General features: G+C 73.8%; 21 protein-coding genes. 9 read left to right on the top strand and 12 right to left on the bottom strand.

Features of this window, described 5'->3' with window-relative positions:
- From F8279_RS15660 to F8279_RS15645, 4 genes are all read left to right on the top strand, one after another.
- A partial coding sequence (locus tag F8279_RS15660) for a septal ring lytic transglycosylase RlpA family protein (protein ID WP_151500338.1) occupies positions 1–446 on the top strand: 446 nt, incomplete at its 5' end.
- Between the two features lie 68 nt (positions 447–514).
- Positions 515–1,642 carry a PP2C family protein-serine/threonine phosphatase gene (locus F8279_RS15655; RefSeq protein WP_151500337.1) on the top strand — a complete coding sequence of 376 codons (1,128 nt, stop codon included), beginning with the start codon at positions 515–517 and terminating at the stop codon, positions 1,640–1,642.
- Positions 1,643–1,758: 116 nt separating this feature from the next.
- Positions 1,759–3,615: an acyl-CoA dehydrogenase gene (locus tag F8279_RS15650; RefSeq protein WP_151500336.1), complete on the top strand. Its 1,857-nt coding sequence runs from the start codon at positions 1,759–1,761 to the stop codon at positions 3,613–3,615.
- 184 nt (positions 3,616–3,799) lie between these two features.
- Positions 3,800–4,069, top strand: coding sequence for a DUF6458 family protein (locus F8279_RS15645; RefSeq protein ID WP_013283345.1), 270 nt, complete (start codon positions 3,800–3,802; stop codon positions 4,067–4,069).
- Between the two features lie 9 nt (positions 4,070–4,078).
- Here F8279_RS15645 and F8279_RS15640 read toward each other — a convergent pair whose 3' ends face one another.
- Positions 4,079–4,945 carry an aldo/keto reductase family oxidoreductase gene (locus F8279_RS15640; protein WP_151500335.1) on the bottom strand — a complete coding sequence of 289 codons (867 nt, stop codon included), beginning with the start codon at positions 4,943–4,945 and terminating at the stop codon, positions 4,079–4,081.
- Positions 4,946–5,083: 138 nt separating this feature from the next.
- Here F8279_RS15640 and F8279_RS15635 point away from each other — a divergent pair, with 138 nt between their 5' ends.
- Positions 5,084–5,491 (top strand): helix-turn-helix domain-containing protein, encoded by a 408-nt coding sequence (locus F8279_RS15635; RefSeq protein ID WP_151500334.1) that lies wholly within the window; start codon positions 5,084–5,086, stop codon positions 5,489–5,491.
- A gap of 10 nt (positions 5,492–5,501) precedes the next feature.
- Here F8279_RS15635 and F8279_RS15630 read toward each other — a convergent pair whose 3' ends face one another.
- Positions 5,502–6,038, bottom strand: a complete 537-nt coding sequence (locus F8279_RS15630; protein WP_151500333.1) for a histidine phosphatase family protein — start codon at positions 6,036–6,038, stop codon at positions 5,502–5,504.
- 117 nt (positions 6,039–6,155) lie between these two features.
- On the opposite strand from F8279_RS15630, the gene F8279_RS15625 reads away from it, so the two are divergent.
- Complete coding sequence (locus F8279_RS15625; protein ID WP_091413749.1) at positions 6,156–6,446, top strand: DUF6458 family protein; 291 nt, start codon at positions 6,156–6,158, stop codon at positions 6,444–6,446.
- A gap of 112 nt (positions 6,447–6,558) precedes the next feature.
- Here the strand turns inward: F8279_RS15625 and F8279_RS15620 are convergent, their stop codons facing one another.
- The gene (locus F8279_RS15620) at positions 6,559–7,236 is read right to left on the bottom strand and encodes a hemolysin III family protein (protein WP_091413751.1); all 678 of its coding nucleotides are present in this window, start codon (positions 7,234–7,236) and stop codon (positions 6,559–6,561) included.
- Positions 7,237–7,311: 75 nt separating this feature from the next.
- On the opposite strand from F8279_RS15620, the gene F8279_RS15615 reads away from it, so the two are divergent.
- The 3 genes from F8279_RS15615 to F8279_RS15605 are packed head-to-tail and all read left to right on the top strand — an operon-like array spanning position 7,312 to position 9,525.
- On the top strand, positions 7,312–7,926 hold the full coding sequence (locus F8279_RS15615) for an allophanate hydrolase subunit 1 (RefSeq protein ID WP_091416011.1): 615 nt from the start codon (positions 7,312–7,314) through the stop codon (positions 7,924–7,926).
- Positions 7,923–8,792 (top strand): biotin-dependent carboxyltransferase family protein, encoded by an 870-nt coding sequence (locus tag F8279_RS15610; protein ID WP_151500332.1) that lies wholly within the window; start codon positions 7,923–7,925, stop codon positions 8,790–8,792. The genes F8279_RS15615 and F8279_RS15610 overlap by 4 nt, the downstream gene beginning before the upstream one ends.
- Positions 8,776–9,525 (top strand): LamB/YcsF family protein, encoded by a 750-nt coding sequence (locus tag F8279_RS15605; RefSeq protein WP_018785536.1) that lies wholly within the window; start codon positions 8,776–8,778, stop codon positions 9,523–9,525. Before F8279_RS15610 ends, F8279_RS15605 begins: the two co-directional genes overlap by 17 nt.
- 9 nt (positions 9,526–9,534) lie before the next feature.
- On the opposite strand, the gene F8279_RS15600 is transcribed toward F8279_RS15605, so the two are convergent.
- From F8279_RS15600 to F8279_RS15565, 9 genes are all read right to left on the bottom strand, one after another.
- Positions 9,535–11,370: an NHL domain-containing thioredoxin family protein gene (locus F8279_RS15600; RefSeq protein ID WP_151500331.1), complete on the bottom strand. Its 1,836-nt coding sequence runs from the start codon at positions 11,368–11,370 to the stop codon at positions 9,535–9,537.
- A gap of 119 nt (positions 11,371–11,489) precedes the next feature.
- Positions 11,490–14,279, bottom strand: coding sequence for a hypothetical protein (locus F8279_RS15595; protein ID WP_151500330.1), 2,790 nt, complete (start codon positions 14,277–14,279; stop codon positions 11,490–11,492).
- Positions 14,280–14,626: 347 nt separating this feature from the next.
- Entirely contained in the window at positions 14,627–14,764 is a 138-nt protein-coding gene (locus F8279_RS30300; protein ID WP_013283356.1) for a hypothetical protein, read from the bottom strand.
- 223 nt (positions 14,765–14,987) lie between these two features.
- Positions 14,988–16,451 (bottom strand): dihydrolipoamide acetyltransferase family protein, encoded by a 1,464-nt coding sequence (locus tag F8279_RS15590; RefSeq protein WP_151500340.1) that lies wholly within the window; start codon positions 16,449–16,451, stop codon positions 14,988–14,990.
- A 5-nt stretch (positions 16,452–16,456) separates the two neighbouring features.
- Positions 16,457–17,446, bottom strand: a complete 990-nt coding sequence (locus tag F8279_RS15585; protein ID WP_151500329.1) for an alpha-ketoacid dehydrogenase subunit beta — start codon at positions 17,444–17,446, stop codon at positions 16,457–16,459.
- Positions 17,446–18,624, bottom strand: a complete 1,179-nt coding sequence (gene pdhA / locus F8279_RS15580; protein WP_013283359.1) for a pyruvate dehydrogenase (acetyl-transferring) E1 component subunit alpha — start codon at positions 18,622–18,624, stop codon at positions 17,446–17,448. The genes F8279_RS15585 and pdhA overlap by 1 nt, the downstream gene beginning before the upstream one ends.
- 612 nt (positions 18,625–19,236) lie before the next feature.
- Entirely contained in the window at positions 19,237–19,872 is a 636-nt protein-coding gene (locus F8279_RS15575) for a hypothetical protein (protein ID WP_225853295.1), read from the bottom strand.
- Between the two features lie 11 nt (positions 19,873–19,883).
- Positions 19,884–21,110 carry a hypothetical protein gene (locus F8279_RS15570; protein ID WP_091413770.1) on the bottom strand — a complete coding sequence of 409 codons (1,227 nt, stop codon included), beginning with the start codon at positions 21,108–21,110 and terminating at the stop codon, positions 19,884–19,886.
- Positions 21,111–21,162: 52 nt separating this feature from the next.
- Positions 21,163–22,821: a GTPase gene (locus F8279_RS15565; RefSeq protein WP_151500339.1), complete on the bottom strand. Its 1,659-nt coding sequence runs from the start codon at positions 22,819–22,821 to the stop codon at positions 21,163–21,165.
- Between the last annotated feature and the right edge of the window lies 1 nt (position 22,822).

The following is a 22,822-nucleotide window of genomic DNA, read 5'->3' as shown; positions in this document are numbered from 1 at the left end:
CCCCCTCGCCGAGCGCGTCGGCCTCGCCGAGCGCGAGCCTCAGCCCGTCGCCGAAGGCCACTCCGAGCCCGAAGGCGAGCCGCACCCAGGCCGCCTCCCGGAGCAAGGCGCGGACCGCCTCCCCGTCCCCGACGGCGAAGAAGACGAGCAGCCCGAAGGTCGTGGACAGCGGCTCCTGCGGCGCCTCCTTCTACGCCGAGGGCCAGATGACGGCGAACGGCGAGACGTTCAACCCGAACGCGCTCACCGCGGCGCACAAGACGCTGCCGTTCAACACCAAGGTCCGGGTCACCAACCCCGACAACGGCAAGTCCGTGGTGGTGCGGATCAACGACCGTGGCCCGTTCATCGAGGGCCGGTGCCTGGACCTGTCCCGCGCCGCGTTCGCGACCATCGCCGCCACCGGTCTCGGCCACGTGAACGTCCGGTACGAGGTGCTCGGCTGACCGGCCACTCGGGCAGAACTTCCACGACCGACGGGCCAGGTTCATTCTCCCGTTCACGTCCATCAGGCATGCTGTCCGATGTACGCACGCAACCCTTCCAGCCGGGCCGAGGCCCGCTGAGCCCCGGATCCCGCGCCGGCCTCGGCGCGGCCCTCGCGCTGCTCGCGATCGTGGTCGCCGTGGAGCTGGCGGACGGCCGACCGGCGCACTACCTCGCGCTGATGGTCGTCGCGCCGTTCCTCGCGGCGGCGCTGGCGTCCTGGCGGGTGGTGCTCGTGGTCGGCGGCCTGGCCACCGCCATCGGTGTCGGCTTCGCCGTCGCCGAACGGGGTAGCCCGCTGGTGACAGTGGTCAACGTGACGGCTGTCGGGGCGGCCACCGCGATCGCGGCCGCCACGGCGGCGATACGCCAGCGCCAGGCGGACCGGATCACGGAGCTGTCCCGGCTCGCCTCGGTCGCCCAGCAGGCGGTGCTGCGACCACTCGGACCGCAGGTCGGGACGCTCGCGGTGGCAGCGCGGTACATCTCGTCCACCGCGACGGCCGAGATCGGCGGCGACCTGTACGAGGTGATGGACACCCCGTACGGCGTCCGCATGATCATCGGCGACGTGCGGGGCAAGGGGCTGGACGCGGTCCGCCTGGCCAGCATCGTCCTCGGCTCCTACCGGCACGTCGCGTACGAGCGGGCCGACCTGCGCGCGGTGGTGACCGACCTGGACCGCGCGGTGGCCCGCAACGTCGGTGACGAGGACTTCGTCACGGCGGCCCTGGTCGAGGAGCGGGGCGGCACGCTCACCATCGTCAACTGCGGGCACCCGCCGCCGTTGCTGCTGCGCCGGGGCGCGGTGATCCCGCTGGAGCCGCCCGCGCCCGCGCCGCCGCTGGGCTTCATGCCCGTCGTCCGGCCCCGGGTGGAGCGGCTGGAGCCGGGCGACCGGCTGCTGCTGTTCACCGACGGGCTGGGCGAGGCGCGCCGGGACGGCGAGTTCTTCCCCACCGCCGACCGTGCCTGGCGGCTGCTCGGCCACGGCACCGTCGCCGACGGGCTGGCCTCGTTGGAGACCGCCCTGGTCGAGTGGGTGCACGGCCGGCTCGACGACGACATCGCGCTGGTCCTGATGGAGTACGTCGGCGCGCGCAGCACCACCGCCTCGCCGGTCCCGAGCTGGGAGGTCGGCGCCGCCGACGGATGAACGGGAAGTGTGTAATCGCTGTCACTTCCGAGATCCGCTTGTCGTTGCCTACCGGCGAGTAATACAGTCTGGAGTTACTGATCGGTAACACCTGTCCGGAAGCGGGGCCAGCGAGCATGACCCACTACAAGAGCAATGTGCGGGACCTCGAGTTCAACCTGTTCGAGGTATTCGGGGCGGACCGGACGCTCGGCCAGGCGCCGTTCACGGACCTGGACGTCGACACCGCCCGCAGCTTCCTCGGCGAGGTCGACCGCCTCGCCCGCGAGGACCTGGCCGCCAGCTACTCGGACAGCGACCGCAATCCGCCGGTCTTCGACCCGGCGACGTTCACCGCGCCGCTACCGGAGTCGTTCAAGAAGTCGTACAAGGCGTTCATGGACTCCGAGTTCTGGCGCCTGGACCTGCCGGAGTCCCTGGGCGGCACCAACGCCCCGCGCGCCCTCTGGTGGTCGCTCGCCGAGCTGGTGCTCGGCGCCAACGCCCCGATCTGGATGTACGCCTCCGGCCCGTCCTTCGCCCACGTGCTGCACGTCGAGGGCACCGAGGAGCAGAAGAAGTGGGCCCGGCTCTTCATCGACAAGCAGTGGGGCTCGACCATGGTCCTCACCGAGCCGGACGCCGGCTCCGACGTGGGCGCCGGCCGTACCCGCGCGGTCCAGCAGCCGGACGGCTCGTGGCACATCGAGGGCGTGAAGCGCTTCATCACCTCCGGTGAGCACGACCTGAGCGACAACATCGTCCACTACGTGCTGGCCCGTCCGGTCGGCGTCGAGGGCGTCGGCGGCCCGGGCACCAAGGGCCTGTCGCTGTTCGTCGTGCCGAAGTACCACTTCGACGCCGAGACCGGCGAGCTGGGCGAGCGCAACGGCGTCTACGCGACGAACGTCGAGCACAAGATGGGCCTGAAGGTCTCGAACACCTGCGAGGTGACCTTCGGCGAGCACGGCGTACCGGCCAAGGGCTGGCTGCTGGGCGAGAAGCACGACGGCATCCGGCAGATGTTCATGATCATCGAGTACGCTCGGATGCTCGTCGGCACGAAGGCGATCGCCACGCTCTCCACCGGCTACCTCAACGCGCTGGAGTACGCCAAGAACCGGGTGCAGGGCGCCGACCTCACCCAGATGGCCGACAAGACCGCCCCGCGGGTGACCATCACCAACCACCCGGACGTGCGCCGCTCGCTGCTGCTGCAGAAGTCGTACGCCGAGGGCCTGCGCGCGCTGGTCTGCTACACCGCGACCTGGCAGGACAAGGTCACGATCGCCGAGGCGGCCGGTGACGAGAAGGCCACCAAGCTGGCGAAGCGGGTCAACGACCTGCTCCTGCCGCTGGTCAAGGGCGTCGGTTCGGAGCGGGCGTACGAGCTGCTCGGTCACGAGGCGCTGCAGACCTACGGCGGTTCCGGCTTCCTCCAGGACTACCCGCTGGAGCAGTACGTCCGGGACGCCAAGATCGACACCCTGTACGAGGGCACGACCGCGATCCAGAGTCTCGACCTGATCTTCCGGAAGATCGTCCGGGACAACGGCAAGGCCCTGATGGCGGTCGCCGCCGAGATCCAGGAGCACATCGCCTCCGAGGCCGGCAACGGCCAGCTCAAGGAGGAGCGTCAGGCGCTCGGCAAGGCGCTCGCCGAGATCCAGAACATCCTCGGCGTGATGACCGGCTGGCTGGGCGAGGCCCAGGGCGGCGACACCCGCGCGCTCTACAAGGTCGGCCTGAGCAGCCGCCGGTTCCTGCTGGCGATCGGCGACCTGGTGGTCGGCTGGCTGCTCCAGAAGCAGGCGGACGTGGCGCTGAAGGCGCTGGCCGGCGAGGTCTCCGCGGCCGACAAGTCCTTCTACGCCGGCAAGGTCGCCGCGGCCCGGTTCTTCGCCCGCGAGGTGCTGCCCCGCATCGGCGCCGACCGCCGGATCATCGAGGGCACCGACCTGGAGATCATGGACCTCCCGGAGGAGGTCTTCTGAGCCCTTCCGGGGGCTTTCACCCCTAGAACGTCACTCTCCCCCTCATGACGACGGCCGGCGGGCACCAGCCCGCCGGCCGTCGTCGTGCGCGTGCCGGGGTGGATAGGCGGCCCGGTGGCGGGTAACCGTCGCGGACCACGACCGGAGTACGCCCAAGGCCATCGCACGGGGGAGTGCAGCGCACATGGGCATTGGTAGCGCCATCTTTCTCATCGCGCTCGGCGCGATCATGACCTTCGCCATCCGGGCCAACGTCTGGTGGATCGACCTGCGCGCGGTCGGCTGGGTGTTCATCCTGGCCGGGCTGGGCGTCCTGCTGACCACGTTGTGGTTCTGGCAGGACCGCCGCAAGCGGGCCCGCACGCTCATCGTGGAGGAGAACCGGCTCTCGCATCCGACCGCGATGATGCCGCCGCCGCCCGACCCGCCGCCGCCGACGGCCCCGCCGTCCTGACGCCGCGTCTCAGCGGCCGATCCGGTCCAGCTCGGCGACGTCCCCGTCGGAGAGGGTCAGGCCGGCGCCCGCGACGTTCTCGCGCAGGTGCGCGACGGATTTGGTGCCGGGGATCAGCAGGATGTTCGGCGAGCGCCGCAGCAGCCAGGCCAGGGCGACGCCCATCGGCGTCGCCCCCAGGCGTTCGGCCACCGCCGACAACGCCGAGGACTGCAACGGGGTGAACCCGCCGAGCGGGAAGAACGGGACATAGGCGACGCCCTGCCGGGCCAGCTCGTCGATCAGGTCGTCGTCCTGGCGGTGGGCCAGGTTGTAGAGGTTCTGCACGCAGACGATCGGCGCGATCGACCGTGCCTCGGCCACCTGTTCGGGCGTCACGTTGCTCAGGCCCAGGTGGCGGATCAGGCCCTCCTGCTGAAGCGTGGCGAGCGTTTCCAGCGCCTCGGCGAGCGAACCGGGCTGAGGCCCGGCGGCGTCGCCCAGTCGCAGGTTGACCAGGCCGAGCGCGTCCACGCCGAGCGTCTCCAGGTTCTCCCGGACCTGCCGGCGCAGGCTCTCCGGATCCCGTGCGGTGGGCCAGCCGCCCTGCTCGTCCCGGTCCGCACCGACCTTGGTGACGACGTGCAGCGAATCCGGGTACGGGTGCAGTGCCTCCCGGATCAGCCGGTTGGTGACGAACGGCCCGTACGCCGCGCTGGTGTCGATGTGGTTGATGCCGAGCGCGACCGCCTCGCGCAGCACCGCCAGGGCGCCGTCGTGGTCGGCCGGCGGTCCCATCACCCAGGGGCCGGCGAGCTGCATCGCGCCGTAGCCGAACCGGGTGACGGTCAGGTCGCCCAGCGTCCAGGTGCCGCCGGGAAGGGTGGTGGTGGCCATGCGTGTACCTCTTGGCTCTCGTCGTCCGTCACGGGCGCCGCCGGATCGCGGCGCCCGGTCTCCACTATCGGGGTGTAACTTTCCGGGGGGAAGTAGGCACCTGAAAGTGCGTAGCTCACCGAGGCGGCAGGAGCACAGATGAGCAAGGCGGAGTACGACGCGTTCCTGGCCCAGTGCCCCAGCCGGCAACTGCTCGACCGGATCACCGACAAGTGGGTCACGCTGGTGCTGGCCGCGTTGCGCAGCGACGGCTCGCACCGGTTCGGAGCGGACTGCGCCGGCGAGCCGCGCCCGAGGCGATACTCCGAGTTGTTCCGCACGCTTCCCGGGGTCAGCCAGAAGATGCTCACCCAGACGTTGCGGGCCCTGGAACGCGACGGAATGATCACCCGCACCGTGGAGCCGACGGTGCCGGTCACGGTCACCTACGAGCTGACCGACCTCGGGTTCTCCCTGCACGAGATGATCCGGGGCCTGAAGACCTGGGCGGAGGCACACATGGACGACGTGCTCACCAACCGGGCGGTCTACGACAGCCGAGTCTGAGTCGTACCGGTCAGGCGCGGGCGGTGTGGCGCGCGGTGAGCAGCGCTCGGCCCGGGGCCAGCTCGGCCCACCGGGTCGTCGGCCGGTGCACCACGAGATCGGTGGTACGCAGCCCGTCCGGGTCGGCCCGCTGCGGGTCGAGCAACGCCGAGAGCAGCGAGACACCCGGGTTGTGCGCCACGAGCAGCACCGTGCCGGCGGCCGGCTCGACCGTCCGGACCAGCTCCAGCAGCTGGTCCGGGTGCGCGTCGTACGCGGTCGCCTCGTACCGCACCGCCGGGACCGGACCGGCCGGGCCGCCCTCCGGGGGCGAGCCGGTCATGCCCATCGCCACGTCGTGCCAGGTCTGCCGGGTACGACGGGCCGGCGAGCAGAGCACCACGTCGGGAAGCAGCCCCTGCCGGGCCAGCCAGGCGCCGGCCGCCGCGGCGTCGGCGTGACCCCGCGCGGTGAGCGACCGCTCCGCGTCCGGACCGTCCGCGGACTGCTCGGCCTTGGCGTGCCGCAGCAGCACCAGCGTCCGCTGCCCGTTCCTGCCGTCCGTCATACCGCCCAGCTTGCCTGATTGACGATCAAAGCGCCTGGGTATGTCGATGTGTGCCGCTACCTCATCCATGGCCGCGGCGGGCAGGAAACGCCAGCAGGACGCCAAGGAGGCGACGTCATGGGCATCGGTGCCAGTATCTTCCTCATCGCGCTCGGCGCGATCTTCGCGTTCGCCGTCGACGCCAACCTGGGATGGCTGAACCTCAACGTGGTGGGCTGGGTGCTCATGCTCGCCGGCGTCGCCGGCCTGCTCACCACGCTCTACTTCTGGAACAGCCGCCGCCGGGTCGTGGCCGCCCCGGTACGCGAGCAGGTGGTCGCCGAGCCGGTGGTGCCGGTGCGTGACGACCGCGTCGTGCGCGAGGAGTACCGCGAGGTGCGCCGCCCGGGCTCGGGCTACCCGGCCTGACCCCACGAACCCGAGGGCCCCGCAACGGCGCGGGGCCCTCGCGCATGTCCGGAGCCCGGCGCGGCGCGATACGGCCCGAGGCCGGTGCGGGCGCGGCCGGGCGCGGCTCGGCTCAGGCGAACAACGCGAAGTAGATCGCGATGTGGTGGCAGATCGCCGCGACGAGCGTGCAGGCGTGGAAGAACTCGTGGTGCCCGAAGACGGTGGGCCACGGGTTCGGCCGGCGCAGCGCGTAGAACACCGCGCCCACGCTGTAGATCGCGCCGCCCACGCTCAGCAGCACCAGCGCGGTGACGCCACCGGCATGAAGGATCTGCGGCAGCATGGCCACCGCGACCCAGCCGAGCGCCAGGTAGAGCGGCGCGGAGACCCAGCGCGGCGCGTGCGGCCAGATCAGCTTCACCGCCACGCCCGCGATCGCGCCGCCCCAGACCAGGCTCAGCATGATCGTGGCCTGCCGGGTGTCCAGCAGCAGCGCGCAGAACGGTGTGTAGGTGCCGGCGATGAACACGAAGATCATCGAGTGGTCCATCCGGCGCATGATCTGGTAGCCGCGTTCGGACCAGACCCGCCGGTGGTAGAGCGCGCTGGTGCCGAACAGTCCGCACACGGTGAAGCTGTAGATCAGGCAGCTCACCAGCGGCGCCCAGCCGGGACGGCCGGCGGCGATCGAACACAGCACGATGCCGCAGACGAGAGCGGCGAAGAACGCGTACGCGTGCAGCCAGCCGCGCATGCGCGGCTTCCCGATGTCGGCCGGCCGGAGCCGGAACGGTGCGGAGGTCGTCACCTCAATAGGTTACGACGGCGTAGGTTACTTGCAAGTAGTGTGGACCGTCACGTCACCCGGCGGGAGGATGACCGGATGCTGATCCGGCCGGTCGGGGCGCACGCCCTGCTCCTCGACTGCGACCACGCGGAGCAGGTGCAGGCGTGGCGAGCCGAGCTGTGGCACCGGCGCGAGGCGGGCGAGCTGACCGCCACCGAGATCGTCCCCGGCGCGGTCACCGTGCTGCTCGACGGCGTACCGGACCCGGAGGCGGCCGCCGCCCGGATCGCCGGCTGGCGCCCCCGGGCCGCCACCTCCGGCGCGACCACCGCCGAGGTCCGGGTGCCTGTCGTGTACGACGGGGAGGATCTTCCGCATGTCGCGGACCACTGGCACGTCGATGTGCCCGCAGTCGTCGACCGGCTGCGGCGTACCGAGTTCCGGGTCGCGTTCTGCGGGTTTGCGCCCGGGTTCGCGTACCTGACCGGGCTGCCGCCCGAGCTGGCCGTGCCCCGGCTCGCCACGCCGCGTACCCGGGTGCCGGCCGGCTCGGTCGCGCTCGCCGGCCCGTACGCGGGCATCTACCCCGCCGCGTCACCGGGCGGCTGGCTGCTCGTCGGCCGCACCGACCTGCCGCTGTTCGACGTGCACGCCGATCCGCCCGCCCGGCTCACCCCCGGCACCCGCGTCCGGCTGGCCGACGCGTCGTGATCGAGGTGCTGCGGGCCGGTGCGCTCACCACCGTCCAGGACCAGGGCCGGCCCGGGTGGGCGCACCTCGGCGTACCCCGCTCCGGCGCGCTCGACCCGGCCGCCCTGCGCCTGGCCAACCGGCTCGTCGGCAACGACGAGCACGCCGCCGGGCTGGAGATCACCATGACCGGCTGCGCGCTGCGCTTCACCCGGGCGGTGGCTGTGGCCCTCGCCGGGGCCCCGGCCGACGTGGTCGTCGAGTGGCGGGCCGGGACCGCACAGCGGCGCCCGGGGGACGTGGGACGGCCGCTCGCGTTGCCCGCCGGGGCGGTGCTGCGCGTCGGCCCCGCCCGCGCCGGGGTGCGTACCTGGCTGGCGGTCAGCGGCGGGATCGCGGTCGAGCCGGTGCTCGGCAGCCGCGCCACCGACACGCTCTCCGGCCTCGGTCCGCCGCCGCTGCGCGACGGGGACCGGCTGCCCCTCGGCACCCCGGCCGGTCCACCCGCACCCGTCGACCTCGCCGTCACCCTGCCGCTCCCGGTCGAGCTGCGGCTCACCGTGCGCCCCGGCCCTCGGCAGGACTGGTTCACCCCCGATGCGCTGGGCCTGCTGTGCCGCGGCGCGTACACGGTGAGCCCGGACAGCAACCGGGTCGGCGCGCGGCTGGCCGGCGCGGCCCTGACCCGCACGGTCGCCGGCGAGCTGCCCAGCGAGGGTCTGGTGCTCGGCGCGGTGCAGGTGCCGCCGGACGGCCGGCCGCTCGTCTTCCTGGCCGACCACCCCACCACCGGCGGGTACCCGGTCATCGGGGTGGTGGACGACGTGACCCCGCTCGCCCAGGCCCGGCCAGGCACTACGGTGACGTTCCATGGACCTCAACGCTGACCTGGGCGAGGGATTCGGAAGCTGGCGGCTGGGCGACGACCACGCGCTGCTCGACCTGATCAGCTCCGCGAACGTCGCCTGCGGCTTCCACGCCGGTGACGCGGCCACCATGCACCGGGTCTGCGCCGGCGCCGCCGAACGCGGCGTCGCGGTGGGCGCGCAGGTCGGCTACCGCGACCTCGCCGGCTTCGGCCGGCGGCACATCGCGTACGACTTCGCCGAGCTGCGCGACGAGACGATCTACCAGCTCGGGGCGCTCGACGCCTTCTGCCGCCTGTACCGCACCCGGGTCCGCTACCTCAAACCGCACGGCGCGCTCTACCACGCGGCGGCCCGGGACGAATCGCAGGCCGCCGCGCTGGTGGCGGCGATCAGCGGGTACGACCACGAGCTGCCGGTGCTCTGCCAGCCCGGCACCGTGCTGGCCCAGCTCGCGGCCGGCGCCGGCCTGCGGGTGGTGGCCGAGGGCTTCGCCGACCGCAACTACCTCCCCAACGGCACGCTGGTGCCGCGCAGCTCGCCGGACGCGCTGGTGACCGACCCGGAGCAGGTGGCCGTCCGGGCGGTCCGGATGGCCGTCGAGCGCACGCTGGTCGCCGTGGACGGGACGGTCATCCCCGCCCCGGTCGAGTCGATCTGCCTGCACGGGGACACCCCCGGCGCGGTGCGCTGCGCGGAGCTGGTCCGCGCCGCGCTCATCGACGCCGGGGTCACCCCCACCCCGTTCGCCTGAACGGGACGGTCAGGACTCGTCCAGGCCGCGTAGGACCAGCGGCACGCGGGTCGCGCCGCCGGTGACCACCCGGACCGGCACGCCCCAGTCCTGCCGGGTCAGGTGGCAGGCCGCGTGCTCGACGTCGGCGTCGCAGGTCGCCGCCTGAGCGGTCACCTGGAGCACCCCCTGCGCGACGTCGCCGCTGACCACCAGCTTGCGGGACAGGTCGGTGGTCGTGCCCGCGCCCTCGACCAGCAGCTCCGGCGGGGACGCCGAGACCACCAGCCGGGTCGACGGCCCGTACGTCTCGTCGAGCTTCTGCCCCGGCGCCGGCGTGAAGATCACGTCGAGCGTCAGCTCACCGGCCGCCACGTCGGTCGGCTTGCGTTCCAGCCGGTGCCGCGGGCCGTCCACCGTGCCCGCCCCGGCCGACGTCAGCGCGCCCGGCGCCAGCCGGGTCAGCCGGTGCGCGGCCGACTCGACCACCAGGACGTCGCCCTCACCGGTGAGCACCAGGTCGCTCGGCTCGGCCAGCCCGTCCGCCACGGTGCCGACCTGGCCGGTCTCCGGGTCGAAGCGGCGCACCGCACCGTTGTACGTGTCGGCGATCAGCACCGAGCCGTCGGGCAGCGCGCACACGCCCAGCGGGTGCTGGAGCAACGCCTGGCCGGCCGGGCCGTCGACGTGCCCGAAGTCGAACAGGCCCTGACCGACGGCGGTGTGCATCACGCCGTCGGAGACCCACCGGATCGCGCTGGTCTCGCTGTCGGCGACCCAGAGCCGGGTGCCGTCGGCCGACACGGACAACCCGGACGGCTGGGCCATCCACACGTCCGGCAGCGGGCCGTCGCGCAGCGCCTCAACAGTGGTCCCGGCGTACATGCCGGTGGTCCGCTTGATCGGGTCGAACCACCAGAGCTGGTGGATACCGGCCATCGCCACGATCACCCGGTCCTCGTACCAGGCCACGTCCCAGGGAGAGGAGAGGTCGACCGCGCGGGCGTCGTGCGCGTGGTCGTCGACCGTCGAGCGCCACTGCCGCCCGGTGCCGGCCACCGTGACCACCTCGCCGGAGGACAGCTGTACGCCGCGCAGCAGGTGGTTCACCGTGTCCGCGACCACCACGTCGTAGCCGGCCACCTCGGCCACGTGCGGCGGCAGGAGGCAGAGTCCCTGCGGCTCGGCGAACGTGGCGGCGGAGGCCGGGCCGTCCGTCCGGCCCCGGGAACCGGCGCCGATGCGGCGGACCACCGTCTCGCCGTCGGCGGCCAGCTCGACCAGAGAGTGCCGGGCCGAGTCGCTGACCAGCAGGTTTCCGCCGTCGAGCGGGACGGCCTTGCCGGGGAACCGCAGGACGGTGTCCGGCTCGGCCGGCGGCACGTACGGGCCCTCACCGCGGTGCAGCGTGCCCTTCGCCTCGTGGGTGGCGATCAGCTCGTCGATCAGCCGGGCGAGCCCTTCGGCGTGCCCCTCGCCGGCCATGGTGGCGACCACGTACCCCTCGGGGTCGACCACGGCGAGGGTCGGCCACGCCTTGGCCGTGTACTGCTGCCACATGTCCATCTCGGCGTCGTCGAGCACCGGATGGTGCACGCCGTACCGCTCGACGGCCGCGGCCAGCGCCGCCGGGTCCTTCTCGTGCTCGAACTTCGGCGAGTGCACGCCGATCACGACCAGGACGTCGCCGTACTTGTCTTCGAGCGGGCGCAGCTCGTCGAGCACGTGCAGGCAGTTGATACAGCAGAACGTCCAGAAGTCGAGCAGAACGATCTTGCCTCGCAGGTCGGCCAGCGTGACCGCCTTGCCGCCGGTGTTCAGCCAGGCCCGACCCCGCAGTTCCGGTGCCCGTACGCGTGCGCTCATGCCCCCATCGTGCCGCACCGGCCGGGCGCGCTCGCGGCGATCCCGGGGTGAACAGACGCACACCGGAACGGCGCGGAGCGCCCACCCCGGCGAGGGATGGGCGCTCCGCGTACGTGCGGTTACTGGCCGGCGGGCTTCAGGCAGAGCACCCGCGTGGTGCCGCCGCTCTCGACCGAGACCGAGGGCTGCGACAGATCGGCGCACTTGTCCTTGTTGTCCACCTTCGACACCACGCTGAACGCGCCCGGCTCCCCGCAGTCCGCGGCCGCCGCGCTCGTGCCGGACTGCTTCACGCAGGAGCCGACCGCCGGGTCGAAACCGGCCGGCTTGTCGTCGCCGACCTTGCCGAGCAGCGTCAGCAGACCGAGCGGTACGGCGAGGATGAGCACCGCCGCGATCAGCACGGCGGCGAGCACCCGGCCGTTGCGCACCTTCGGCGGGGGCGCCTCGGTCTGCGACTCGGTGGCGTCCGGCTTGAACGCGTCGAAGCGGCCCTGCTCCGGCTCGGCGCCGGGCCCGTCCTGCGACCAGGCCGGCGGGGCCTGCTGGGGCGGCGGCGGGAAGGCGTTCGCGCCACCCGCCGGGCCCTGGCCGGGCACCGCGACCGAGGCACGTCCCCCGGCGGGCGGACCGAACCGGTCCGGCTCGCCGAACGGCTCGGGCCGGCCGGCCGGGCTGCCGAACGGCGCCTGCTGGCCGCCGAACGCATCCTGCTGGCCGCCGGGGCCGCCGAACGGCTCGGGCTGGCCGCCCGGCGCGCCGAACGGGTCCGGCCGGCCACCCGGGCCGCCGAACGGGTCCTGGCCGCCGGGAGCGCCGTACGGGCTCTGCTGGCCGCCGAACGGGTCACGGGCGGCGTCGGGCTGCTCGCCGCCCGGGTGCACGCCGTTGGCGGGGCGGGTGTTGCCGGGCGCGTCCACGAAGGACGGCACACCGACGGGGAACGACGGCGGCGCGGCGGGCGCGGAGGACGTGCCGGCGTACCCGTGCGGGCCGTCGACGTCCTCGGACCGCGACTGCGGGCCGGGGAAGCCGTTGCCGGGTGGCCCGTCCTGGCCGGGATACCCGGGCTCGTCGTGCTCGGGGGCTTCCTCGGGCTCCGGGCGCGCGGGTCGGCCGTACACCCGGGGCTGCGGCGTGGGGCCGCTGGTCGGCAGCGGCTGGTCGGACGGCGGGGTGACCCGGCTGGCCACCGGGACCGACGCGCTGGCCGAGACCGGGCCGCCCTCCGGGGAGGTACGCGGTCCGGGAACGGCAGGCGACTGCGGCTCCTCGGCACGGGACGCGCCCCAGGCGCCGTCGCCGCGCTCCGGCTCGTACCCCTGGGGTTCGGTGCCCGGACGGTCGGTGGGCGGCGACGCGGCGAGCGCGGCGCCCGGCACTCGCTGCTGCTGCGCGGGCAGCGGCACGGCGTTGCCGGCAGAGATGCCCGGCGCGGGGGCGGGCTGGTAGGCCGGGGCGGAGTCCTCGGACCGGCCCCACGCCTCGGCGGGCGACCACGGCTCGGGCGACGGCGGGGCCGCACGCTCGTCCTGGTTGCCGCCCCAGCCGGCGGGCGCGTCGGGCGCCGGCACGGACACGCTCGCGCGGGCCTCGGCCGGCGCGGCGGCGCCCCAGGCGGGCTGCGCGGGCTCGTCCGACGGCCGCCCGGGCTCGTGCTGCTGCGGTACGGAGGCCGCGCCGCTCCAGGCGCCGGCCTGCTCGCCGGAGTCACGCTGCTGCGGTACGGCGGCGCCGTCACCCCAGCCGCCGGCCTGCCGGCTCTGGTTCGGCTCCCAGCCGCCCGGCTGTGCCGCCTCGGCGGGGTTCGCGGCGCGCCCGGCGGCCCAGCCGCCGGAGCGGTCCGGGTCCTCGGTGCGGGCCGGCTCGTCCCAGCCGCCGGACCGGTTCTCGGCCTGCGGAGCGGGCCAGCCGCCGGAACGCTGTCCCTCGTCGTGCTGCGGCCCACCTGTCGCCCGCCAGCCACCGCTGTCCTCGGCCGGGCGGTTGTCCTGATCGGACTGCTCCGGAGTGGACCAGGCGTTGTCCGGCCGGGCGGTGGCGGGCACCGAGACCGCGGCGGCGGCACGGGCGGGCGGGTCGGCCGGCGGCCAGGTGGCGCCGGTCTGCTGACCCGGCGCCCAGGCCGGCTGGCTCTCGCGCGGGGTCCAGCCGCCCGAGCGGCTCGGGTCGTCGGACGCGGCGGGCTGCTCGTCGCGCGGGGTCCAGCCGCCGGAGCGGTTCGGGTCGTCCGGCTGCGCGGCGGCGGCCCAGCCACCGGCGCGACCGGGGGCGTCGTCGTGCTGCCCGCCGGTGGGCGCGAAGCCGCCGGAGCGGTGCGGGTCGTCCGCGGGGGCGGGCGTGACCCAGGTCTCGTTCGGCACGGTGGCCGGGGCGGGCACGTAACCGGTGCCGCGGGCGGCCGGGTCACCGGACGGCGACCATCCCGGCTGCTGCTCGCCGGAGTTCCATCCGGGACGGTTCTGCTCGGCGGCCCAGGGGGCCTGCGACGGTTCGGCCGGGCTGCCCGGCGGCGTGGCGGCCCAGGCGGGCGGCGCCTGCTCGGCGCCGCGGTCCGGGCCGGACTGCTCCTGGTTGCCCCAGGCGGGGCCACCGGAGCCGGCCCAGGCGGGACTGTCCTGGTCGTTGCCGCCCCAGGCGGGCTGCGGGACCTGGGCGGTCGCCCGCCCGGTCACCGGCTGGCCCGCGGGCGGGGCCCACGCGGGTGGCTGGTCGTCGTTCGCGGCCCAGGCCGGGGCCGGCTGCGCGGGCCGACCGGCCGGCGGGGGCGGTGCCCAGCCGAGGTCGGGTGCGCTGTTGTACCCGTTGTCCTGCTGCGCCGGCTGATCGCCGTACGGCACCGGTCCGCCGGTGCCCGGCGACACCTCGCCCGGCTCCTGGCCGGGGCGGTGCGGAGCCTCGGACGTCATGGGTGCGCCTCCTCCATCACAGGTCGGCCGCCGATGCCGGTCGGGGAACCGTCGGCATGGCTACCGGCGTCGCCGGCGGGTACCGGCCGTGCGGGCTCCCCGCACCGTATCCGGTGGTCGCCCGAGGCCGCTCGGGGGAGCATCAGCGGTCACCGAAAGTCACCGGACGACGTCGATGGGTTTCGCTGCCTCGTATCCGTCCGGAGTCAGCCGGTTGGCGACCGTGCCAACCGTACCGGGCGGTGGAGCGAGGTGGAATCCCGGTGCCGACCGATACCGAGACGCCGAAGACCCGCCCGGAGTCGGGCGGGTCTTCGGACTGGAGGAGGTGAGAAAGGTTTGTGGCGTCAGCTCATGTGACGCTGGGCGATGGCGAGAAGCTCCTCGCGGACCGCGGGCGAGTTGGCGGAACGCAGCGCGTGCTCGATGGCGCGGGCGCGGCGGTTGGCGTCGCGGCGGGTGCGGATTCGCTCGATCATGCTCATCTCGGGTCTCTCCTCCTGGCTATTCGGTTGTCAGCCCCTTGATGTCTCTATTTAAGCGCACCGGACCGCTCGCTGCCATCGATTATTAGGTGAGCTGAACCACGTACCTACGGATCGTAGGTGTTTACCCGTCAGGATCCGACGAATCCGTTCCCAAAAAGGTCACGGCCGGTGTGCCGGGCGTTCACCCGTGGCACACCGGCCGTGACCGGAGCGTGGTGCGTCAGGTCCAGGCGAGCAGCGCCGCCTCCGGGTCGGCCAGGAAGTCCCCGATGTCGCGGAGGAACTTCGAGCCCAGCTCACCGTCGATGATCCGGTGGTCGAAGGACAGGCCCAGCGTGGTCACCAGGCGCGGCTTCACCTTGCCCTTGTGCACCCACGGCTGCTCCCGTACCGCGCCGAAGGCGAGGATCGCCGACTCACCCGAGGGCAGGATCGGCGTACCGGTGTCGACGCCGAAGACGCCGACGTTGGTGATGGTGAGCGTGCCACCGGACATGTCCGCCGGGGACGTCCGGCCCGACTTCGCGGTCTGCACCAGTTCCGTCATCGCGTCCGCCAGCTCGCGCAGCGAGAGCCGCCCGGCGTCCTTGATGTTCGGCACGATCAGTCCGCGCTCGGTCGCCGCCGCGATGCCGAGGTTGACGTACTCCTTCACCACGATCTCGTCGCCGGCCCAGGTCGAGTTGACCATCGGGTGCCGCTTGACCGCCAGCAGCACCGCCTTGGCGACCAGCAGCAGCGGCGAGACGCGCACGTCGCGCCACTCGCGCCGGTCGCGGAGCCGGTCCAGCGCCTTCATCGCCCGGGTCACGTCGACGGTCAGGAACTCCGTGACGTGCGGGGCGGTGAACGCCGAGCGGGCCATGTTCTCCGCGGTGAGCTTGCGTACCCCCTTGACCGGGATGCGCTGCTCGCGGTCCGCGCCGAAGCTCGCGGCCGACGCGGCCGGTGCCGCGACCGTCTGCGGCTCGGCCGCCGCCGGAGTTCCGCTCGCCGCCCGCTGTACGTCCTCACGGGTGATCGAGCCGAGCGGACCCGAGCCGGTGAGCGTGGCCAGGTCGATGCCGAGATCCTTCGCCAGCTTGCGGACCGGCGGCTTGGCCAGCACCGGACCGGAGACCCGGCCGTTGCCGTTGACCGCCGGCGCGGGAGCGGGCGCCACCGGCGCGGGAGCGACAGGCGCGGGTGCCACCGGGGCGGCGGCCTGAGCCGGTGCCGGCGCGTCGCCCTTGCGCGGGCGGCGCTTGGCCGGGGCGTTGCGCGGGCCGTAGCCGACCAGCACGGCGGTACGCCCACCCGGGGCGACACCGCCGATCAGGCCCGGCTCGACCATGCCCTCGGCGGGCGCGACCTGGACCGCTGCGAGCGACGCGGCCGACGGGGCAGGCAGCTCCGACGACGGCGTCGCGGTGGTCGACTCCTCGATCGGCCCAGCGTTCGGGTCGGTGTCGATCGCGATGATCGGCACGCCGACCTCGACGGTGGACCCCTCCGGGTGGAAGATCGCCTGCACCCGTCCGGCCCACTTCGCCGGGATCTCGACCGCGGCCTTGGCGGTCTCCACCTCGACGATCGGCTGGTTCAGCTCGATGTCGTCGCCGACCTTGACCAGCCACGCGAGGATCTCGCCCTCGGTCAGGCCCTCACCCAGGTCGGGAAGGTTGAACTCCTTGATCCGGGACATGCCGCTCACCAGCCGAAGGTGCGGTCGACGGCGTCGAGCACCCGGTCCAGGTCGGGCAGGTACTCCTCCTCCACCCGGGCGGCCGGGTAGGGAATGTCGAAGCCGGTCACGCGCAGCACCGGGGACTCCAGGGAGTAGAAGCACTCCTCGGTGATCCGGGCCGCGATCTCCGACCCCAGACCCAGGTTGCCCGGTGCCTCGTGCACCACCACGCAGCGGCCGGTGCGCCGCACCGACTCGTACGCGGCGGTCAGGTCCAGCGGCGAGAGCGTGCGCAGGTCGATGACCTCCAGCTCGCGGCCGTCCTCGGCGGCGGCGGTGGCCGCGTCGAGCGCGGTGCGCACCATCGGGCCGTACGCGAGCACCGTCGCGTCGGTGCCGGATCGCGCGACCCGGGCCGAGTGCAGTGGGTACGCGTCGCCGATCGGCGCCTCCAGGTCCACCGGACCCTTCTCCCAGTAGCGCCGCTTCGGCTCCAGGAACACGATCGGGTCGTCCGACGCGATCGCCTGCTGGATCATCACGTACGCGTCCTGCGGGTTCGCGCAGCTGACCACCTTGAGACCGGCGGTGTGCGCGAAGTACGCCTCGGGCGACTCGGAGTGGTGCTCGACCGCGCCGATGCCGCCGCCGAACGGGATGCGGATGACCATCGGGATCCGCACCTTGCCCTGCGAGCGGTAGTGCATCTTCGCCACCTGCGACACGATCTGGTCGTACGCGGGGTAGACGAAGCCGTCGAACTGGATCTCGCAGACCGGCCGGAAGCCGCGGATGGCCAGGCCGACAGCGGTGCCGATGATGCCGGACTCGGCCAGCGGGGTGTCGATCACGCGCTGGTCGCCGAAGTCCTTCTGGAGGCCGTCGGTGATCCGGAACACGCCGCCGAGCTTGCCGACGTCCTCGCCCATGATGACGACCTTGGGGTCGTTCTCCAGGGCCCGCCGCAGGCCGGTGTTGAGCGCCTTGCCGAGGGTGAGCGTCTCCGTGGCCATCAGTGCGCGCTCCCCTCGAAGGACTCCATGTACTGCGTGAACCGGGCCCGCTGCTCGTCCAGCTCGGGAGAGCCGTTGGGGTAGACGTGGTCGAACATCGTCACCGGCTGCGGGTCGGGCATGGCGAGCACGCGCTCGCGCAGGTGCACCGACTCGGTGCGGGCCTGCTCGTCGACCTCGGTGAAGAACGACTCGTCGGCGATCTTCTGCTTGGTCAGGAAGGCCTTCATCCGGGCGATCGGGTCCTTGGCCTGCCACGCCTCGACCTCGCTGGCGATGCGGTAGCGGGTCGGGTCGTCGGAGGTGGTGTGCGCGCCCATCCGGTAGGTGTACGCCTCGATCAGGCTCGGGCCCTGGCCGTTGCGCGCGTTGTCCAGCGCGTGCCGGGTCACCGCGTACGACGCGAGCACGTCGTTGCCGTCCACCCGGACGCCGGGGAAGCCGAACCCGCCGGCCCGCCGGTACAGCGGCACGCGGGTCTGCCGCTCCAGCGGCTCGGAGATGGCGTACTGGTTGTTCTGGCAGAAGAACACCAGCGGGGCGTTGAAGACGCTGGCCCAGACGAACGACTCGTTGACGTCGCCCTGGCTCGTGGCGCCGTCGCCGAAGTAGGCGATGACCGCCTCGCCGTCCTCGCCGCCGGTCTTGCCGTCCATGGCGACACCCATGGCGTACCCGGTCGCGTGCAGGGTCTGCGCCCCGATGACGATCGTGTACATGTTGAACTTGAACTCGTTCGGGTCCCAGCCGCCCTGGTCGACGCCGCGGAACAGGCCCAGCGGCATGATCGGGTCGATGCCGCGGCAGTAGAGCACGCCGTGCTCGCGGTAGGTCGGGAAGGCCATGTCCTGCGTACGCAGCGCCCGGCCGGAGCCGACCTGCGCGGCCTCCTGGCCCAGCAGGCTGGCCCACAGTCCCAGCTCGCCCTGGCGCTGCAGTGCGGTGGCCTCGGCGTCCAGCTTGCGCACCAGGACGAGGTCGCGGTAGAGCCCGCGGTACTCCTCGTCGGTGAAGTCGACGCGGTACTCGGTCCCGTCCGGGCCGAGCGCGCTCTCGATCCGCTCACCCTCGGGGGTCAGCAGCTGTACGAGTTCCGGTTCACCGGTCGCGGCGGCGCGTCTGGTTCGGGGTGCGGCCCGCTTGCTGCGGGTGGCGGCCCCGGGGTCGCCCTTTGCCATCCGTCTCTCCCTGTCTGTCTGCGCCGGCGCCGGGGGTTACCCGAGCCGAGCACCTCGTGCGCCCGCCCGGCTGGTGCCGGGTCGGTCCCTGGCGACCGCGCCTGACCTCGGTAGGGGTTGCCGCGCGGCGTGAGCCGGAGTCGGTCGGTGACAGACCCAGGCCCGGGAGTGCCGGCGCCGTTCCGCACCAGCCGCGGGGTACGCGGAGGTGGCGGCTGCGTTGCCGTCGTGTCTGAATGATTGCAGAGGAGGTGAGCGGGCCCACAGTATGGCCTCCCTCGCCGGTGAGGTTCCATCGGGTTCATGACGGATAAGCGCTTTTGTCCGCTGTGGCGAGAGCGGCCGACGTACAAAATGTGTGTCGACACGCGGTTGCGGCTGGTGAACTGAGCGTCACTGGGTCAAGCTGGCGATGAGCCTCCGCGCGGCATTTGTCCTGATATCCGCGCGTGCTCTCCCGTCCCGTCCGTGCGTGAGGAGTGTGCCGGTGTCCGAACCAGAGGGTCCACCCGGCACGCCCTTCCTCGGCCGGCACCGGGCGCTGCCCGCCTCCCCGTACCGCCGGGTCGTGGGCGCGCACCGTGCCCCCGGAACAGGCGGTCCCAGCCGCGGCTACCTGCTCACCGTGGCGTTGCTCGCCGGCACCGCCTCGATGCCGATCCTCGCCGCGATCAGCACCGGATCGGCCACCGTCGGCAACAGTGCCCTTCCCGACACCAGCACGCCGTTCCTGCCGACCCCCTCGGTCGGCCCGGTGGTCATCCCGATGCCCCGGGGCACCCAGGCCCCGGCGCCGTCCACGCCCACGCCCGCCGTCGACGTGACCTCGGTGCCCCCGGCGCGGCCGGTGCTCCCGGCGGCACCGGCCCTGCCCGACGACAGCGACCTCGGCGCCCGGCACCGGTCCCGCCCGGTCGCCGCGCCGCCACCGCCGTCCGCGCCGGTCCGGCCCACACCGGTCCGCCCGCCGCGCCCGTCGCCGGTGCCCTCACCGTCGCCGTCGCCGTCGCATCCGGGTACGCCCGAGCCGAGCCCGAGCCCCGAGCCGTCCGTCACGACAGCCGAGCCGTCGGCCACCTCCGAGCCCTCGTCGGAGCCGACGTCCGAGCCCTCCGCCACGTCGTCGGAACCGATGTCCGAGCCGAGTACGGGTACGACGTCGGAGCCGGGAGCGACGGCCACGCCGCCGGACGGCACGCCGAGCGCGACCTCGGCCGCGCGCCGGACGGCGTAGTGGCCCGCGAGCACGGGCCGGGCGGTCAGGCCGGATCGTCGGTGAGGCGGTGGCGGTTCGCCTCGATCCAGGCGTTCAGCGCCTCCGGGTCGTCCGGGTCCACCCCGTCCGCCATGAGCTGGGCCACCGCCGCGGTGGCCGGGCTGCGCCGCTCGCCGGTGCTGTAGAGCCGCGCGAACTCCGGGACCATCTCGGTGATCGCCTCGTCCGTCCGGGCGGCCGCCGACTGCGACAGCCCGCGCTGCCGGGCCGCGTACGCCGCCCAGGCGCGCAGCACCCGCGGCAGCATCGCCGCGTCGTCCATGTCCAGCACGGCCCGGCGGTGCACCCAGTCGAGCAGGAACAGCTCGGCGACCATCGGGCTCCACCGCATCGGGTCGGCATCAGGGAAGCTGGCCGCGTGGTCGAGCAGCAGGCCGAGGCAGAAGTGCAGCGAGGCCAGCTCGCCGTCGGCCACCTCGGGCAGGCCGAACCGGGTCGCCTCGGGCGAGTCGAGGAAGGCGCGCACCAGACGGGTGCGGACCTCGTCGGTGGGCGGCGGCACGACCGCCGGACCGGCCGGCGGGGTCGGCCCCGGCAGCACGGCCAGCCGGGCGCCCACGAGCGCCCGATCGGTGGCGAGCGAGCCCTGCGCGGGCAGCTCGGCTAGGTCGTCGGTGACCGCCAGGTGACGGCTCACCTCGGCGTGCATCCGAGCCGGGTCCTCGGTGCGGAACCAGGTGAACTCGTCCTCGGTGCAGATCTCCCGCGCCTGCTCGACGATCCGTCCGGCCGGGCCGCCGACGAAGACGTCCTTGGTGATGCCGATGTTGTGGTCGACGAGGGCCACCAGGGCGTGCTCCGGGCCGCCCTCCTCCTCGTCGTCGTACGCGAACGTGGCGAGGTAGGAGGTCTGGTCGCCGTACACGTCGCCGTAGGCCCAGGCGCCCGTGACGCGCACCCGGCCGAGCTGGCCGGCCCACGACGGGGCGTAGGCCCCGGGCCGGACCCGGGCTGCGCCCTCGGCGTCGGGCACCAGGGCGGCGAAGACGGCCCGCAGTGTGGTCGCGGCGGCGCTGCGGCGCCGGGACGTGGCGGCGAGGAAGCCGGTGACGAACTCGCGGACGGCCTGCTCCCGGTCGTGCTCCGCGACGGCGTAGACGCTGCCCAGCAACGCGGCGCCGAGCATCTCCGCGTCCAGGGCCGAGTCGAGCCTCGTCACGTCGCGCGCGGCGTGCAGCACCGCGTCGTAGGGGGTCTGTGGCGTGGCCATGCATCGACCCTACGCCGCACCGGCCGCCCCCACACCGGTCAGCACGCCGGGTTCAGCGCCGTCCCGCCTCGCGCAGCGCGTCCCGGGCCGTGCCGTAGCGCGCCAGCACCGCCCAGACCGGGTCCAGCACGTACTTCTCCCCGACGCTGCCCACGGAGGTGAGCAGGCGGTCCTCGGCCCGCCGCCGGGCCCGCCGGGCGGCCCACCCCACCACCGGCCGGGTGACCGCCGCGATCAGCAGCCCGGCCAGCAGGCCACCGAGCAGCAGGACGGTGGGCCAGGGCACCACGCCGAGCGTCGGGTGCTCCAGCTCCGGCAGACCGAGCAGGCGCAGCGCGTACCCCAGGACCAGCCAGGCCAGGCCCGCGAGCGCGGCGAGGGTGACCACCCACTGGAGCACGCCGACCACCCGCCACCAGGCGGGCCGCCGGTCCATGCCCAGGTCGGTCGCGGCGACCGCGTGGTCGAGCGCGCCCGGCAGGTCGGCCTGCCGGGCCCGGGCCGCGGCGGTCACCGCGGCCGGCCACGGCGCCGGCAGACCGGCGCCGGACCGGTCGGCCACCGCGCGGATCGCCAGCGTGACAGCCGAGCGCTGGGCGGCTGTCGGATCGGGTACGGACGTGGCCGCGACCAGGCTCTCCGCCGGCGCGTCCGGGTCCCGCCCGGGCAGGTGCAACCGGCGCAGCGGATCCGGCCGCAGCTTGCGCCAGCTCCGCAGCATCGGCCAGCCGGTGTTGCTCACCGCCCGGTGCCGGTACGCGCCCTCGACCGCCGCCGCCACGGTCGGCACCCCGGCCGCCCCGGCGAGTGCCCGGGTCAGCTCCTGCGCCGAGGCGTCACCGGGCCGCGTGCGCGGCGGCTCCGGCCCCACGAGCGGTTCGAGATCGGCCACCACGGCGTCCACGTCGCCGGAGAGCCGGCGCAGGGCGGCCTGCCGTTCGGCGACCGTACGCTCCAGCTCGGCCCGCAGCCCGTCCAGCCCGTTCGGGTCCACCGCGACGGTCGGCAACAGCGGCACCCCGCCCAGCCCGTCGGCGTCGAGCAGCCGGCGCAGGTCGTCGAGGACCTTCGGCAGCTCGGTGGGGTGCAGCCGGTCGGCCTGGTTGAGCACCACGACGGTGACGTCCTTGTGCCTGTGGAACTCGCGCAGGTAGCTCGTGTGGATCACGCGGTCGGCGTACTTCTGCGGGTCGACCACCCAGACCACGAGGTCGACCAGGCCGAGCAGGCGGTCCACCTCCAGCCGGTGACCGTGCTGCACCGAGTCGAAGTCGGGCAGGTCGAGCAGGACGAGGCCGTGCAGGTTCGACTCGTCGTCGGCGTCCAGCGGGCTCTCCCGGACGAACCGGTGCCGGGGCAGCACCCCGACCCAGTCGAGCAGCCGGACCGCGCCGTCGAGCGGGCCCCACACGCAGGCGTGCGCGACACCGGTCGTCGGCCGGCGTACGCCCACCGGGGAGAGGTCGAGCCGGGCCAGCGAGTTGAACAGGCTCGACTTGCCGCTGCCGGTCGCGCCGGCGAGCGCGACCACCGTGTGCCGGCCGGAGAGCGCGAGCCGGTCACCCGCGCGCTCGACCACCGTGTGCGCGGCGACGAGCTGGGCGTCGGGCACGTCGCCGTCCGCCGCGCCGAGGAACCGCTGGATCGCGGTCAGCCGTGCGATCAGGGTGTCCGGGTCGACCCGCTGCTCACCCCGCATCGCCTCGCGCATC

Source organism: Micromonospora sp. AMSO1212t (assembly GCF_008868145.1).
GTDB lineage: Bacteria > Actinomycetota > Actinomycetes > Mycobacteriales > Micromonosporaceae > Micromonospora > Micromonospora tulbaghiae.
The sequence above is the reverse complement of the archived record's forward strand: the minus strand, read 5'-3'. Positions and strand labels throughout refer to the sequence as shown.

Bases quoted from the DNA above. Each gene is read 5' to 3' on its own strand.
- F8279_RS15655 (WP_151500337.1), top strand. From the start codon at position 515: ATGCTGTCCGATGTACGCACGCAACCCTTCCAGCCGGGCCGAGGCCCG.
- F8279_RS15650 (WP_151500336.1), top strand. From the start codon at position 1,759: ATGACCCACTACAAGAGCAATGTGCGGGACCTCGAGTTCAACCTGTTC.
- F8279_RS15645 (WP_013283345.1), top strand. From the start codon at position 3,800: ATGGGCATTGGTAGCGCCATCTTTCTCATCGCGCTCGGCGCGATCATG.
- F8279_RS15640 (WP_151500335.1), bottom strand. From the start codon at position 4,945: ATGGCCACCACCACCCTTCCCGGCGGCACCTGGACGCTGGGCGACCTG.
- F8279_RS15635 (WP_151500334.1), top strand. From the start codon at position 5,084: ATGAGCAAGGCGGAGTACGACGCGTTCCTGGCCCAGTGCCCCAGCCGG.
- F8279_RS15630 (WP_151500333.1), bottom strand. From the start codon at position 6,038: ATGACGGACGGCAGGAACGGGCAGCGGACGCTGGTGCTGCTGCGGCAC.
- F8279_RS15625 (WP_091413749.1), top strand. From the start codon at position 6,156: ATGGGCATCGGTGCCAGTATCTTCCTCATCGCGCTCGGCGCGATCTTC.
- F8279_RS15615 (WP_091416011.1), top strand. From the start codon at position 7,312: ATGCTGATCCGGCCGGTCGGGGCGCACGCCCTGCTCCTCGACTGCGAC.
- F8279_RS15605 (WP_018785536.1), top strand. From the start codon at position 8,776: ATGGACCTCAACGCTGACCTGGGCGAGGGATTCGGAAGCTGGCGGCTG.
- F8279_RS15600 (WP_151500331.1), bottom strand. From the start codon at position 11,370: ATGAGCGCACGCGTACGGGCACCGGAACTGCGGGGTCGGGCCTGGCTG.
- F8279_RS15595 (WP_151500330.1), bottom strand. From the start codon at position 14,279: ATGACGTCCGAGGCTCCGCACCGCCCCGGCCAGGAGCCGGGCGAGGTG.
- F8279_RS30300 (WP_013283356.1), bottom strand. From the start codon at position 14,764: ATGAGCATGATCGAGCGAATCCGCACCCGCCGCGACGCCAACCGCCGC.
- F8279_RS15590 (WP_151500340.1), bottom strand. From the start codon at position 16,451: ATGTCCCGGATCAAGGAGTTCAACCTTCCCGACCTGGGTGAGGGCCTG.
- F8279_RS15585 (WP_151500329.1), bottom strand. From the start codon at position 17,446: ATGGCCACGGAGACGCTCACCCTCGGCAAGGCGCTCAACACCGGCCTG.
- pdhA (WP_013283359.1), bottom strand. From the start codon at position 18,624: ATGGCAAAGGGCGACCCCGGGGCCGCCACCCGCAGCAAGCGGGCCGCA.
- F8279_RS15570 (WP_091413770.1), bottom strand. From the start codon at position 21,110: ATGGCCACGCCACAGACCCCCTACGACGCGGTGCTGCACGCCGCGCGC.
- F8279_RS15565 (WP_151500339.1), bottom strand. From the start codon at position 22,821: ATGCGCGAGGCGATGCGGGGTGAGCAGCGGGTCGACCCGGACACCCTG.